Source organism: Bradyrhizobium sp. 17 (genome assembly GCF_023073515.1).
In the GTDB taxonomy this organism is placed as follows: domain Bacteria; phylum Pseudomonadota; class Alphaproteobacteria; order Rhizobiales; family Xanthobacteraceae; genus Bradyrhizobium; species Bradyrhizobium canariense_D.
This window is the reverse complement of record NZ_JADPJQ010000073.1, coordinates 168,054-181,396: the sequence shown is the minus strand read 5'-3', so window position 1 is coordinate 181,396 and position 13,343 is coordinate 168,054. Positions and strand designations below refer to the sequence as shown.

Sequence of the window (13,343 nt, the reverse complement as noted above, 5' to 3'; positions counted from 1 at the left end):
TTTATCCCGCGCCCCTTAGCAAAGCTTTAAGCATTCGGGTTCCCCCACCCCGCAAAACTCCATAGCATCCTACCGGCATGCCGCAGACGGCTCGCAGGCTCGCGAAGCTGGCTGCATCCGAGATGCGAACTCTTCAAAACTAGAAGACCTCGACATCGCCCCTCCGAGCGTTGACTTGCAGGGGGCTCTGACGGAACGATCGATGCAGATCATCGGCGCCTGCCGGGACGTGGGCGCAGCCAGAGACCAGAGGCTCAATGCATCGATCGACAGCCACAGTCTCTCTCGACCTTCCGGCGCTAAGCGCAGCGGAACGGCTCTTCATTTGGGGATTTCGGGCCAAGGCACGCAGCGGAAGCGCCGTTCCGACCGCGGCCGACATCCAGCAAGTGTACGACCATTTTGGCGTGGGCGACGCCGTGCCTTCGCTGGAATCCATCATCGAGATCTTTGCCTGCACGGCGCATACGGCGATCGCGGTGCACTGCCCGACCTGCCCGCGCATGTCCGACAGCGAGCACGGCATGTTGCGGGCGATCGCCGCCGCGCAGAAGAGCGTGACGATATCGCGCGCGAGCAATTCGAATGCTGGTTGCCGCCGGTCGGCGCCGATTGGGCTCTCGCGCCCGTGCGGGGGCTTGCAACGATCTTCCGCATGGCGGGCCTCATCCTGCCCGACCGGCACGTTCCATCTTTGGACCATGACCAGACGATGGCGATGAAGAGCTGGCTGGTCGGAAGCCCCACGTTGCACTGACCGGGATCGCGCATGATGCAGGATAGTTGCGGCTCTGTGCCTGTCACGGAAGCCGGCCAGGCGCGGCTCTGTCCGCTTCAGGCCGCGCTTGCGACGCGGCCTGACGTCGAGAGTTACGATGATTTTGGCCGCGTCACGCTCTCGCTGTTCCGGTTCATCGCTGCCGCCTATGCGACCGGCGCGTCCGATTGCTGGGAGGCGGCCTATCGCTTTGCCGACGAGGCGCCTGGCATCACCGACAGTCCGCTGCTGGTCGCACGCGTTGCCGCGCTGGTCAGAATCCTGCGCAGCGGCCGGCCTTGCCAATTGTGCTTCATGCCGCCATCGTGCTGACGCCTGTCGAAGGACGAGGCGGAATTGATGCGGCTGCTGGCGGTCGCACGCGGCAAGCAGCCGGGCGAGCTCCAAACTGTCGTCTGCCAGTTCGTCGGCAACGAGAACGAGACCGTGATGACGCGGGCGGTCAACGCGCTCGCGGTCTGCTGACCCCTAGCCGCCCTTCCTGCCGAGCACGAGATCGATGGTGTGGGACGCGATCTTGCGCAGCTGGGGCTCGTCGCCGAAGGCACGTTCGAGCACGGCGAGGCCGCGCGTCACCGTGATGATGTGCAGCGCTGCGGACGCGGAATTGCCGTTGAATTCACCGCGCGCCGCACCCGCCGACAACGTCTCCTGAACCAGAACGGTGATGCGCGAGATGAGGTTCGCGAAGGCCTGCCGCGCCTCCTTGTCGAGCCCCTCGCCTTCGGCCGCGCCGAGCTCCATCAGCCCGCGCGTCGTCGGACATCCGCGCGGGGGCGTGCCGGCGCGGAAGTTGCTGATGGTCAGGTCGAAGAACGCGGTGAGGCGTTTTCGCAATGAGCCCGCACCCAGCGCCTTTTGCAGGGCGACGAGATAATCGCCCGCGTAGCGCTCGTAGGCCTGGAGGAACAGCGCCTCCTTGCTGCCGAAGGCGTTGTAGAGGCTACCGCGCTGGACACCGGCGTCGCGCGCGATATCCGACAGCGAGGTGCCGCGGACGCCCTTGCGCCAGAACTGGTCGAAGGCGATACGCAGGACATCGTCGTGGTCGAACTCGCGCGGCCTCAAGCTTTGCTCCTACCAAGCATATTTGACACGATGTCAAAAACATGATTTCTTGACGCCGCGTCAAAAACAAGCTGGGGCCGATGCGCCCTTTCGTCAATGAGGATTTCGCGATGCCTCTCCTCCACATTTCGATGCGCGCCGGAAAGCCGGAAGTCTACCGGCAGGCGATCCTCGACGGCCTCTACCGCGCCATGCGCGAAGCGCTGAACGTCCCTGAAGGCGACGAGTTCATGACCATCAGCGAGCTTTCGCCCGCGAACTTCCGCTGCGGCAATGCCTACGGCGTCACGCGCAGCGACGATGCCGTGCTGATCCAGATCACCGTGTTCGCCTCGCGCACCCCCGAGCAGAAGAAGGCCCTGTACCGGCGGATCGCGGACCTGCTCGGCGAAAAACCGGGCCTCCGCCCCGAGGACGTGTTCGTCAACGTCCTCGATGCGCCCGCGGAGAATTGGTCCGTTGGAAACGGCATCGCACAATTCGCCTGAAGCGGCAGCTTCAACGATCCGCAACGCAGGTCTCCATGATCCCGTCGAGCTCCGCCTTCGAGAGCACGCCTAGCTCGACGATGAAGACAATCCGCGCGCACGGCACGCCCGGCGTCGGCGCTTCGCCTGGGGCCAGCGTGGCGCGGCCGGCGGCGAGTTGAAACACCATCTGGCGCCCCGGCTGCTCGACGGTCTCGAACAGGCCTTTTGCCCGCGCGAGTTTTGGCGCCAGTCGGCCGATCGCCTGCTGCAGGCGGGCCAGCGAAAGTGGCTGGTTCGAGGTCCAGCTCAGCGTTTCGAAGCGTTGCTCTGCCGGACGCTTCGGTCCGGATTTGCGCGGCGCGGGCGCACGATCGACGGTCGCGGGAAACAGCAGCGCGGACGGAATCTCGCCGTGCTGCGCGTCGACGACCACGGCAGGAACGCGCTGCGCGCGGATGGCCTCGCGGATATGCGCGCCCGCACCCTCATCCGCCAGATCCAGCTTGCTCAGCGCCACGATGTCGGCGACGCGCAGCTGCGAACGGTGCAGCGCGTCGTCGAGAGCGGCCGGCGGTGTCGCCGTGTCCATCACGCAGAGCACCGTTTCCAACGGCGCTTCGCGCAGGATCACGGGATCCATCAAATTGCGGACGATCTCGGCGGGATCGGCGACGCCGCTGGTCTCGATGACGATGTATTCCGGCTTCGGATCACGCCGCAGCAGCGTCGCAAGCGTGCGCAGCAGGTCGCCTTCGAGCGAGCAGCAGATGCAGCCATTGGCGAGGCTGACCACGCCGTCGCTCGCGCCCGCGATCAGCTCGGCATCGATGTTGATCGCACCGAAATCGTTGACCACAGCGGCGATCCGCCGCCCCTCCGCATGCGCCAGCAGATGGTTCACGACAGTGGTCTTGCCGGCCCCCAGAAAGCCCGTCACCAGGAGAATGGGGACCGGCATGTCTCAGCTCCCGACGACGGGACGGCGCACGGGACGGCCGGGCCGCACCGCGACGTCCAGCACACCATCTGTGATTAACGGCTGGCCGCTGACGATCAGATGCCGCACGCCTTCGGAGGGACGGTTCATCGCCGTGAAGGTCGCGCGGTCCGAGAGCTTCTCGTAGTCGAACACGACGATGTCGGCATCGGCATCCTTCGCGAGCCGACCTTTTGCGCGCATCGCGGGCGTGCTCTGCGACAGGATCTCCGCCGGGATCAGCGCGCATTTGCGCACGCCTTCGAGCAGCGACACGGTCTTGCGCTCGCGCACCCATTCGCGGATGAATTTCGTGAAGCAGCCCGCCGAGCGCGGATGCGAGGTGGCGTCATCCGGCAGCGGCCAGGCATCGCCGGTGTAGGTCTTGCCGTCCGACGCCGTCCACGGCATCGCGTCGGAGGCGATCGCGCCGCCGGGATAGAGCACCGACATGTCGAGGAGGTCGCGGTGATGCGCATTGTTCTCGGTGTCGAGGATGTGCCACAGCACCAGCGAGGACGGCTCTTCCGCCTGCGCCTTCAGGAGCTCCTCGCGATCGCTGAAGCGATGGCCGTCGGTGACCCGCTGCACGGAATCGTAACCGGTGCCGTTGCGCTCGACGAATTCGGGGTCGCTGAAGAAGGCGGCCGCCAGCACGGTCGAGCCGGTGCCGTAGGGATAGGCCTCGACCGTGATGGGCAGGCCCTGCGCCTGCGCTTTCGCGATCAGCACGCGGCAGCGCTCGACGTCGGTCTTGCTCGACGAGTTGAAATGGCAGATGTGCATGTGCGCGCCGGTGGCTCCGGCATAGCCGATCAGGCGGATATAGGCTTCCGCCGCGCTCTCGGGATCGATGCGCGACATGTAGGCGACATGGGTGAAGGTCGGCACGTCCTGCGCGGCCGCGAGCTGGCAGACCGCGGTCAGCTCCTGCACGCCGGCGCCCGGCGCATAGGCGTTCAAGATCCCGATGCCGATGCCGCCCTCGTTCAGGCCGCGCGAAAGGCGCTCGAGGATGCCGGCAACCTCCGCATCGCTCGCCACGTTGTCCATCCAGCGGCGATCGCGCATGGCGTTGCCGAACGCCTCCAGCGAGCTCTCCGCATTGGAGCCCGTCATCGCGCCAATACGCGCGAAAGCCCAATTGGTGGCCGCGCCGTAGTTCAACACGCGCCCCTTCCGCGCCTGGCGCTCATACCAGGACCCGACCGGCAGCACGCCCGCTTCGAGATCGAGCGTCGTCGTGACGCCGTCGAACGCCTGCATCCGATCCGCGGGGAGCGACTGGCCATGCGCGTGCAGGTCGATGAAGCCGGGGGCGACCACTAGCCCCGTCGCGTCGATTGTCCGCTCGGCGCTTCCGAGCGAGGCGCCAACCGCGGCGATCCTGCCGTCCACGACCGCCACATCCCCGATGGCGTCCATTCCGCTGGCGGGATCCACCACCCGGCCGCCAGAGATCACCAAGCCGCTCATGTCAAAATTCCTCCGCGCTGAATTCGCATCAAGGCAGATTCCGGGAGGGACGACCACCTCCACCGATGCCGACGCATCATGCTCGCAAGGAAGCTCGAAAGGGAGGCTCGAAAGGGAGGTCAGTTTGCATGCGGGTCGCGGACACGCGCTCGCAGCCTCGCGGCATGTTTTGCCCGAGCTATGCTTCTCGCTTCACCCCCTCGAAAAGAAAGGGCGCAGGGAAGACCGGGCGCCGGCTGGCACCCATAAAAACCCCCATGCGAACTGATTGCACACGCAATGCACAGGGGAGACACAGGGCAGCCGAGACCAGGCCTTCCCTGCGCGATGGTTTGACGGCCTATGCCGCGCTCTCCCCGGAGACGAGTTCCTTCTTGCCTCCGTCACCTCCGCGAAATGCACGGCACCGCGCCGGTTGACGCGATGACGCCTTCGCAAAGGCTTGACCGTAGCAACGACGGCCAAGACCACACGGTTTCGCCGTACGCAGGCATCCTGCTTCGCCCAAGCTTCGCAGGACATGGCCCTGCTTCGCCAGAGGCTTCGCGAGGTTTGAGCGCCGTCCGTCAATGCGGTTCGTGCCATGCTCACGAGGTTCATCTCGCCCTGCACGCACAAGCCCGCCTTTAACGCCGCCCGCGTCCACCGCAACTCCCAACCCGCGTTCGTGACGACGTACGACCGCCCCTTTTGTGGGCTGGGATGGCCGACACATACGATATTTCCGAATTTCGGTAAACTGGAATATTTTTGCGGAGAGGGATTGACTTGCGTTTGTGGCTGTTTCGCTCTACCGGCGGAGACGATGGACTGCACGACCATGCAATGGACCGCAGAGCAGCTCCGCCGTCTTCTCGCCCCCATTGTCATTCAGAGATGTAGCGGGGCGCTACGGTGGGCAAAGTTCCCAAAGGTTTCGTGTGATCGCTCGACGTCTCCTGCAACGCGACCCTCGTCATTCTATTTCGCGCCGCGCTCTCCTCGGCGGATTTATGTCGGCGGGGACCGCCCTCGCGCTTGGCGGATGCGCCGGCTTGGGTGCGACCGGGGCGCGTTTCGACGCGTCATCGCTATCCCTTGACCCCACATTGCTCGTCACCACCACGCGCAAGCCGGTGAACGGCGGTCGCACGAAGCCCTGGTTCGGGCCGGAGCGCGCGACGACCATGACAATCGCGCGGGCGAAGCTGGGGGCGCCGGACGAGAGCCGCCTTTCTCTGGCCTCGGTTGGACTTGGCGATTGGCGCCTTGACCGGGTCGAACCGGTGTCGGCCGACGTTGGCGATCTCGTTGCGCAGGCCGGCGGAGGAGACGTGCTGATCTATGTGCACGGCTTCAAGCAGACGTTCGAGACGGCGGTGCTGGATGGCGCCCATCTCTCCGATGGGATCAAGTTCCGCGGCCGGACCATGGTGTTCTCCTGGCCCTCCAAGGCAGGACTGTTCGACTATGCCTATGACCGCGACAGTGCGATGTGGTCCCGCGACGAGTTCGAGCGCGTGCTCTCCACACTCGTGTCGGCGCCAGGCACCGGCCGCGTGAACATCGTTGCGCACAGCATGGGAACCATGCTGTCGCTCGAAAGCCTGCGTCAGCTCTATGCGCGATACGGCGACACAGTGACGAGCAAGATCGGCGCCGTGGTGTTTGCCGCGCCCGATATCGACATGGACGTGTTCTCGTCAGCGATCCAGCGCATCGGTCCGCTTGCGGGCAAAATCACCGTGATCGCCGCGACGAACGATCGCGCACTGGCGTTGTCGGGACAGATCGCAGGTGGAATGACCAGGGTCGGCGCCGCCGAAAAAGCCGTCATCGCGCGCCTCGGCGTACGCGTGGTCGATGCGTCAGCGGAAGGCTGGGGCATCATCAACCACGATCTTTTTCTGTCGAATGCCGAAGTGCAGCGGGTGATCCGCCGCTCGATCGACGGCACGATCGCTTAGGAGAGCGCCTGCGCCAGGTCGCTAGAAGCTTGCTCGTGCGCACGAAACGGTTTGGTTTTGCAGTGTCGCACGCGAATGGCGCGCCCTGGTTGGTTTATATCGGCTGTGCGGCAGCCCACATGGTACGGTAGCTGTCCAATTTTAGAATCGGCCGCCTCTGACTCGAATCGCGTTACGGAGGCCGGCGCCCGTTCCGCCAAATGAGCGAACGACTGAGTGACTATCCAAACTTCTTTGTCGTCAACAATGATCAGGCGATCATGCAGTTGGCGAGGCGAAGTTAAACGCGCCTCCAGTGGCCGATTTTGAAACTGGCTTTGCCAGCGCTCGACGGCGGGCTTAAGGGACGATTTCACATAAAACGGATCGACCAGAATCTTAAGCAGAACATTTTCCGCCGCGAGCGGTGCAAAATCACGCAACAGCTTCTCATCAGAATAGGGATCGACAATGAATAGCTCAGTCGTCGCTAAGCTGAAAACTCGAGCGATAGCGGCGAGTGCATCAAACGAGTTGCCGGCGGGAATATAGGCGCCTTGCAAGTTGGGAGTCGATTGTGACTCTACACGCGCAAACGTTCGAAAGAGAATGCTAGCCGCTTTAGAGACCGCTTGCCCATGCCTATAGGAGTTCGATTCCCCGATGACGGCGTCCATCGCGAGTACGAACCCCGCTGCATCGAGCGACGATCCGCCGGCTTCGACCATAGCCGCGGCACGACCGAGCCACATTCGCCCTTCCGGGGTGTTGGATGCCGAATTGTGAAAGTTTGGCATCGTATCGATGAGGTTGCGTAGCTCGAAAAGTACTCGCTCGATTTCCACTCGGCAAAATCCGGCAGGGGATGAACGGAGAACATACGCGATCCCACTCTATCGGGAGTGGGACGATTGCCTGAAAAAAAATCGAAGGAAATCAACCGAAACTTGGCGCTCCCTAGGGGAATCGAACCCCTGTTTCAGCCTTGAGAGGGCCGCGTCCTAACCGCTAGACGAAGGGAGCGTTGAGGGAGAGGACATAGCCTCGAATTTTGCCGGCGGCAAGCGGGGATCGAGGGGTTTCGGATGCTCGCTCTCCGCTGTCGTCCTGGCGAATGCCAGGACCCATTACCCCGTATGCGGATGGTTAAGGCATATCTGAACGACGATCTCGTTCGTGCAACCGGATTCGGTGGTTATGGGTCCTGGCCTTCGCCAAGACGACGATGGCGGCGAGTTCCGAGGCCGTACTCACGGCTCATTGGCGAATTTCAGCTTTCCAGCCGGCTTCAACGTGTGGGCATCGAAGGTGCGGATCTCGGTGACGCCGCCGATGTCGAGCGTGATCACGAGCCGGTCGCCGGCGACGCCGCTCGAGACGATTTTGGCGCCCTTCGGGAGAGTCGCGGTGACGTCGCCTGCCGGCTCGGGCGCCCTTCCCTCGGACTTGAAAAGGCGGTAGCCCACCGCGATCAGCACGGCGCAGATTGCCAGCGCCGTGGTCAACCCCGCGATCAGCATCATCCGCCGCACCCGCGCGAACAGCGCGGCCTGCTCGGGGCTCGGTTCGGGAACAACGGTATCAGACGTCGTCATGGAAAATTCTGGCTCTGCGCAAAGGTTGGAGGTTGTCGTCGAAGGCTCCGAGGGCTCGACCCGGCTCGACCGCGTGCTGGCGCTGCACCTTGCCGAGCTATCGCGATCGAGGCTGAAAGCCCTGATTCTGGGGGGCGCGGTGAGCCTCAGGGACGCCGCGATCCGGGACCCCGCTTATCACGTCGCCTCCGGCGATACGATCACAATCGACGTGCCGGAAGCGGCCGCGCCGGAGCCGAAAGGCGAGGATATCGCCCTCGACATCGTGTTCGAGGACGACGACATCGTCGTCCTCAACAAGCCGAAGGGGCTGGTGGTGCATCCCGCGGCGGGCCACGAGACCGGTACGCTGGTCAATGCGCTGATCGCCCATTGCGGCGGCTCGCTCTCCGGCATCGGCGGGGTGCGCCGGCCCGGCATCGTGCACCGGCTGGACAAGGACACCACCGGGTTGATGGTGGTCGCTAAGAACGACCTCGCGCATGCCTCGCTCACCGCGCAATTCGCCGATCACGGCCGTACCGGGCCGATGCGGCGCGGCTACATGGCCTTCGCCTGGGGGCTGCCGGGCCGCCATCGCGGCACCGTGGACGCGCCGATCGACCGTCACCCGCATGCGCGCGAGAAAATGGCGGTGCGCCAGGGCGGCCGCGAGGCCGTGACGCATTGGGAGCTTCTGGAGAGTTTTGCCGGACGCGACGGCAAGCCGATCGCGACGCTGCTCGCCTGCGAACTCGAGACCGGACGCACCCATCAGATCCGCGTCCACCTCGCCCATATCGGCCACCCCCTGATGGGCGACGCCGTCTACGGCCCGCATTTCAAGACCAAGGCGAACCAGCTGGGCCCCGAGTCGCAGGCCGCCCTCGCCGCGCTAGGGCGGCAGGCGCTGCACGCCTACCTGCTGGTATTGGAGCACCCGAGGACTGGAGAATTACTTCACTGGGAGACGCCTCTGCCGGAGGATTTGCTTCTCCTTCAGGGGGCCTTACATTACAAAAAGTTATAGCTGCCACACGGGGACGTGACGTCAGCAATCCTTCCCTTTTTGCCTTCCGATGGAGTATATTGCGCTTGCGTTGAAGACCAACGCGGAACATCGCAGCACCGATCGGCTTTAACCAAGCGGTCGTCTGCCTGGCCCGCCGCTATCGGGGGCCTGAACCTGTTTGGAGGGCGCACTATGGCCCGTACAGCTACCCTGCCGGTCCTTAATGGCGAATCCGGTCTTTCCCGTTACCTCGGCGAAATCCGCAAGTTTCCGATGCTGGAACCCCAGCAGGAATACATGCTCGCCAAGCGTTGGCGCGAGCACGATGATCGCGACGCCGCGCACCAACTCGTCACCAGCCATCTCCGTCTCGTGGCCAAGATCGCCATGGGCTATCGCGGCTACGGCCTGCCGATCTCCGAGGTCGTCTCGGAAGGCAATGTCGGCCTGATGCAGGCGGTGAAGCGGTTCGAGCCCGAGAAGGGCTTCCGTCTCGCAACCTACGCGATGTGGTGGATCAAGGCGTCGATTCAAGAGTACATCCTGCGTTCGTGGTCGCTCGTGAAGATGGGCACCACCGCGAACCAGAAGAAGCTGTTCTTCAACCTGCGCAAGGCGAAGAGCAAGATTTCCGCTCTGGACGAAGGCGATCTTCGCCCCGACCAGGTGGCCATAATCGCAAAGCGTCTCGGCGTCACGGCTCAGGACGTGGTCGACATGAACCGCCGCCTCGGTGGCGACGCGTCGCTCAACGCTCCGATCCGCGACGACGGCGAAGCCGGCGAATGGCAGGACTGGCTGGTCGACAATTCGCCCAACCAGGAAGCCATGCTGGCCGAGCACGAGGAGTATGATCACCGTCGTGACGCCCTGAACGGCGCCATGGGCGTGCTCAACCCGCGCGAACGCCGCATCTTCGAGGCCCGCCGCCTCGCCGACGAGCCGATGACCCTGGAAGACCTTGCCGCCGAGTTCGGCGTGTCGCGCGAGCGCGTCCGCCAGATCGAGGTCCGCGCCTTCGAGAAGGTGCAGTCTGCGGTCAAGGGCACGATCGCAAAGGCCGAACAGGCCGCGCTGGAAGCCGCGCTCTAAGCGCGAGGTTTTGGCGCCAGAGATTGGCGGATCGACAAGAGACAGAAAGCCGGCGGCGACGCCGGCTTTTTGTTTGCGTGTGAGGCGCAGCATGTTCGCGGGGACGCGGACCAGGCATCTTGAACCCGCGCTGCCGGTTGACCGACCAAAGGGATCGGGCCGACAGCATCAAGAGAACGGACACGCGCCGTGTCGATCATCCTGCAATCCACCGTGGGCGGCTTCTCCGCCCAGTTCATGCGCAAGCTGCCGCTGGTCGAGCAGGCGATGCGCGAGCACGGGCTCGAGCCGTCGGAGTTCGTGATCTCGAAGGACTATGCCTCGACCGCGACGATCCCGCTCATGGGCCCGTTCTTCTTCAATTACAGCGTCTATTTCGGCGAGGAGACATTCACCGTCACCGAGCCGAACGACATGGTGTTCCTGGACTACTTCTTCAAGCGCGTGCTGGCCGCGGACGGCCCGCCGGAACTGCCGCGGCGACCGGGCTTGATCCGGCGGCTGTTCGGGTGGATGTCGGAGCCGGTGTGATTGATCTTCCCCTCTCCCCTTGCGGGAGAGGGTGGCTCGCCGCGATAGCGGCGAGACGGGTGAGGGGTTGTCTCCGCGAGCACGTCTCTCACATCGTCATTCGCGGAGACAACCCCTCATCCGGCGCTTCGCGCCACCTTCTCCCGCAAGGGGAGAAGGGAAGAGCGCATCGTCGGCGCTTCGCTCACTCCTCCCATGTCCGCGCCAGCGTCGCGAGCCAGCAGCCTTCGCAATAGCGGGCATCCTTGTAGTCGATCCAGTTGTGCGCATAGACGTGGTCGAGCGGGATGCCGTAGCGCGCGCGCAGGATTTGGACGAGGATCTTCCACGCCGCGACCTGCGCCGCGGTCGGTCCCGTGGTGACGTCGGGATAGTTGCCGGCGAACTCGACGCCGATCGAATTGTCGCGCACCACCTGGCGGTAGGTCGGCTTGTTGTCGATGTACTTGTTGTCGTTGCGGTTGGCGCCGTCGCCATGGGTCGGCACCAGGTTTTCCGCGACCGCCCAATAGACGGTGCCGTCGGTCTCGACCCACAATGTGACGCCGCGACGCGTGGGATTCTTCGTTTGCATCTCGGCGCCGCCGCGCGCCGAGCCTGCCGGTCCCTCGGTCTGGTGCACGATGATGTTGCGCCAGGCTTTTGCGTTGCCGACATCGCCCCATGGCGCCAGCCACACCATCTTCAGGCCGGGAATGTCGGGCGTGCCGGAGGCGCGCGCGAGCTTTGCGAGCTCGGCGTCGGTCGCAGCGGCAGGTGCGATCAGAATGAGGGCGGCGAGAACGGCCGCGAGCAGGCGAGAGATCATCATGCGGGTCCAATGCGGACCTGACGTTAGCACGCCCTTACGCGAATTTGCGCAAGGCCTCGCCTGAACCGATCGGGTCAGGCATCAGCGGTGGCGCTGGATCGTGGACGGCAAAGTCGTTCTTGCCGTTCTTCTTGGCCGCATAGAGGGCGTGGTCGGCATGCGCGATCAGGCGGTCCGGAAACTGGCCGACGCCGCGGTCCCACTGCGCCACCCCGATCGAGATCGCAATCGGAATGTCGATGCCGGTGCAGCTGACGGCATCCTGGCGGCAGACCTCGAGCACGCGGCGGGCGATCGCAGCCGCCTCGCGCAAGGTCGACGACGGCAGCACGACGCAGAATTCGTCGCCGCCGGTGCGGGCGAGCATGTCGCCGGGCCTCAAGCGCGTCTGCGCCATCAGGGTGAAGTGCTGGAGGCAGGCATCGCCCGCGGCATGGCCATGGGTGTCGTTGATGGTCTTGAAGCCGTCGAGATCGATGACCAGCAGCGAGAACGGCTCGCTGCTGCGCTCCGAGCGGGCGCATTCTTCGCTCAGCCGCTGCAACAGATGCCGCCGGTTGGCGACGCCGGTGAGATCGTCGAGTAGCGCGAGGTCGGCGACCTCGTTGCGCAAGCTGTCCATCGCCATCAGCAGGAAGCCGAAATTGAGCGTCATGGACAGGAACAGGAGACCCAGCACCATGACGCCATGAGCCTGGCCGCCGGCGCTTGCCGAGAAATCGCCGCCGAGCAGATTGCCCACCGTGCGGACGACGAGGATCGCGATAATGGCGAGGATGACGATGCCGGACAGCCGGGCGCCCGGACTGACGCGGCCTTCCGGCGGCGACAGCAACAGACGCAGCGCCAGCACCAGCGGCACGGCCTGACCGAGCGTGTAGCAGAGCATGCGCAGCTGCATGTTGTCGAAGCCGACCACGAAGAACACGACGCCGGCGAGGCTTAAGCCTGCTGTTGCGATCATGACGCGCCATGAGACGGGCCGGTGATAGAAGCGTTGAATGCCCATGGCGGCAAGGCAGCTCGCCGCGATGACGCCGGCGGCGCCAAGCAGGAGCGGCAACGGAGACGCGACGAACAGGCGCAGCAGGGCCGTCATCGCGCCGGTCGCGCCGATAAAGGACGATGCCATCCAGAACCGCGCGGCCGCGAATTTCGGATAGGTGCGCATCACGTAGGCCCAGATCAGGCCGAGCGCCAGGAAGTTGACGACGAACACGGTCCAGAGTGTCGGCACGTTCAGCATGGCGCACGCGGCGCGCGCAGCGTCGCGCCCTCCGTCCCTGCCAGCTGACCGTCCATGATCCCGTCCCCGTTTTCTTGGGGGGACAATGCCGCCGCCGCGCTTAACGGAGTCTCACTGCGATCCGCGAAAGCATGACTTTGGTTTTGGATTCATGAACGGCTGGCGCATTGTCGGATCGTAGGCATGCCGGCGACGCGGATTCGTGAGCCAAAATCACCCGAAAATGCATCTGAGCTGTGGATAACGCGATGACACGGATGTGACAGCGCGGGGCAGAAGCGCGCGAATCTGCTGAGCTTGTCATCGAGGATGTTGCGAGGCTGGCCCTCCGCCGAGCATCCCTCGTGTCGCGTTTCACCATTAACCCTGAAGAGGATCCTATGG

At 64.4% G+C, this 13,343-nt stretch carries 13 protein-coding genes, 1 tRNA gene and 1 pseudogene; 6 read left to right on the top strand and 9 right to left on the bottom strand.

Going from position 1 to position 13,343, the window contains the following annotated elements:
* Positions 1–139 precede the first annotated feature (139 nt).
* The gene (locus IVB13_RS14695; protein ID WP_247489347.1) at positions 140–685 is read right to left on the bottom strand and encodes a hypothetical protein; all 546 of its coding nucleotides are present in this window, start codon (positions 683–685) and stop codon (positions 140–142) included.
* A gap of 84 nt (positions 686–769) precedes the next feature.
* Here IVB13_RS14695 and IVB13_RS14690 point away from each other — a divergent pair.
* Positions 770–1,243 (top strand): annotated as a pseudogene (locus tag IVB13_RS14690) (hypothetical protein).
* Between the two features lie 3 nt (positions 1,244–1,246).
* On the opposite strand, the gene IVB13_RS14685 reads toward IVB13_RS14690, so the two are convergent.
* Positions 1,247–1,846, bottom strand: coding sequence for a TetR/AcrR family transcriptional regulator (locus IVB13_RS14685; protein ID WP_247489345.1), 600 nt, complete (start codon positions 1,844–1,846; stop codon positions 1,247–1,249).
* A 110-nt stretch (positions 1,847–1,956) separates the two neighbouring features.
* Between IVB13_RS14685 and IVB13_RS14680 the strand changes: the two genes are divergently transcribed.
* Positions 1,957–2,334: a tautomerase family protein gene (locus IVB13_RS14680; RefSeq protein ID WP_026232569.1), complete on the top strand. Its 378-nt coding sequence runs from the start codon at positions 1,957–1,959 to the stop codon at positions 2,332–2,334.
* Between the two features lie 10 nt (positions 2,335–2,344).
* On the opposite strand, the gene IVB13_RS14675 is transcribed toward IVB13_RS14680, so the two are convergent.
* Positions 2,345–3,274: a GTP-binding protein gene (locus tag IVB13_RS14675; RefSeq protein ID WP_247489343.1), complete on the bottom strand. Its 930-nt coding sequence runs from the start codon at positions 3,272–3,274 to the stop codon at positions 2,345–2,347.
* 3 nt (positions 3,275–3,277) lie between these two features.
* On the bottom strand, positions 3,278–4,768 hold the full coding sequence (locus tag IVB13_RS14670; RefSeq protein ID WP_247489341.1) for an amidohydrolase family protein: 1,491 nt from the start codon (positions 4,766–4,768) through the stop codon (positions 3,278–3,280).
* Positions 4,769–5,760: 992 nt separating this feature from the next.
* Here IVB13_RS14670 and IVB13_RS14665 point away from each other — a divergent pair.
* Positions 5,761–6,714: an alpha/beta hydrolase gene (locus tag IVB13_RS14665; protein ID WP_085384409.1), complete on the top strand. Its 954-nt coding sequence runs from the start codon at positions 5,761–5,763 to the stop codon at positions 6,712–6,714.
* Here the strand turns inward: IVB13_RS14665 and IVB13_RS14660 are convergent.
* The 3 genes from IVB13_RS14660 to IVB13_RS14650 all read right to left on the bottom strand — a co-directional run bounded on the left by IVB13_RS14660 (position 6,711) and on the right by IVB13_RS14650 (position 8,288).
* Positions 6,711–7,538 (bottom strand): hypothetical protein, encoded by an 828-nt coding sequence (locus IVB13_RS14660; RefSeq protein ID WP_247489339.1) that lies wholly within the window; start codon positions 7,536–7,538, stop codon positions 6,711–6,713. The two genes, IVB13_RS14665 and IVB13_RS14660, sit on opposite strands and share 4 nt — an antisense overlap.
* Before the next feature lie 103 nt (positions 7,539–7,641).
* A tRNA-Glu gene (locus IVB13_RS14655) sits at positions 7,642–7,716 on the bottom strand.
* Positions 7,717–7,943: 227 nt separating this feature from the next.
* Positions 7,944–8,288: a hypothetical protein gene (locus tag IVB13_RS14650; RefSeq protein ID WP_018453628.1), complete on the bottom strand. Its 345-nt coding sequence runs from the start codon at positions 8,286–8,288 to the stop codon at positions 7,944–7,946.
* On the opposite strand from IVB13_RS14650, the gene IVB13_RS14645 reads away from it, so the two are divergent.
* The 3 genes from IVB13_RS14645 to IVB13_RS14635 all read left to right on the top strand — a co-directional run bounded on the left by IVB13_RS14645 (position 8,287) and on the right by IVB13_RS14635 (position 10,902).
* Positions 8,287–9,297: an RluA family pseudouridine synthase gene (locus tag IVB13_RS14645; protein ID WP_247489337.1), complete on the top strand. Its 1,011-nt coding sequence runs from the start codon at positions 8,287–8,289 to the stop codon at positions 9,295–9,297. The genes IVB13_RS14650 and IVB13_RS14645 overlap by 2 nt on opposite strands.
* 174 nt (positions 9,298–9,471) lie before the next feature.
* A complete protein-coding gene (rpoH, locus tag IVB13_RS14640; protein WP_007596598.1) occupies positions 9,472–10,371 on the top strand; it encodes an RNA polymerase sigma factor RpoH in 900 nt (299 codons plus the stop codon).
* A 189-nt stretch (positions 10,372–10,560) separates the two neighbouring features.
* On the top strand, positions 10,561–10,902 hold the full coding sequence (locus tag IVB13_RS14635) for a hypothetical protein (protein ID WP_018453625.1): 342 nt from the start codon (positions 10,561–10,563) through the stop codon (positions 10,900–10,902).
* Between the two features lie 184 nt (positions 10,903–11,086).
* Here IVB13_RS14635 and IVB13_RS14630 read toward each other — a convergent pair whose 3' ends face one another.
* Both IVB13_RS14630 and IVB13_RS14625 read right to left on the bottom strand, forming a co-directional pair.
* Positions 11,087–11,713 carry an N-acetylmuramoyl-L-alanine amidase gene (locus IVB13_RS14630; RefSeq protein ID WP_018453624.1) on the bottom strand — a complete coding sequence of 209 codons (627 nt, stop codon included), beginning with the start codon at positions 11,711–11,713 and terminating at the stop codon, positions 11,087–11,089.
* A 34-nt stretch (positions 11,714–11,747) separates the two neighbouring features.
* On the bottom strand, positions 11,748–12,959 hold the full coding sequence (locus IVB13_RS14625; protein ID WP_085360511.1) for a GGDEF domain-containing protein: 1,212 nt from the start codon (positions 12,957–12,959) through the stop codon (positions 11,748–11,750).
* Between the last annotated feature and the right edge of the window lie 384 nt (positions 12,960–13,343).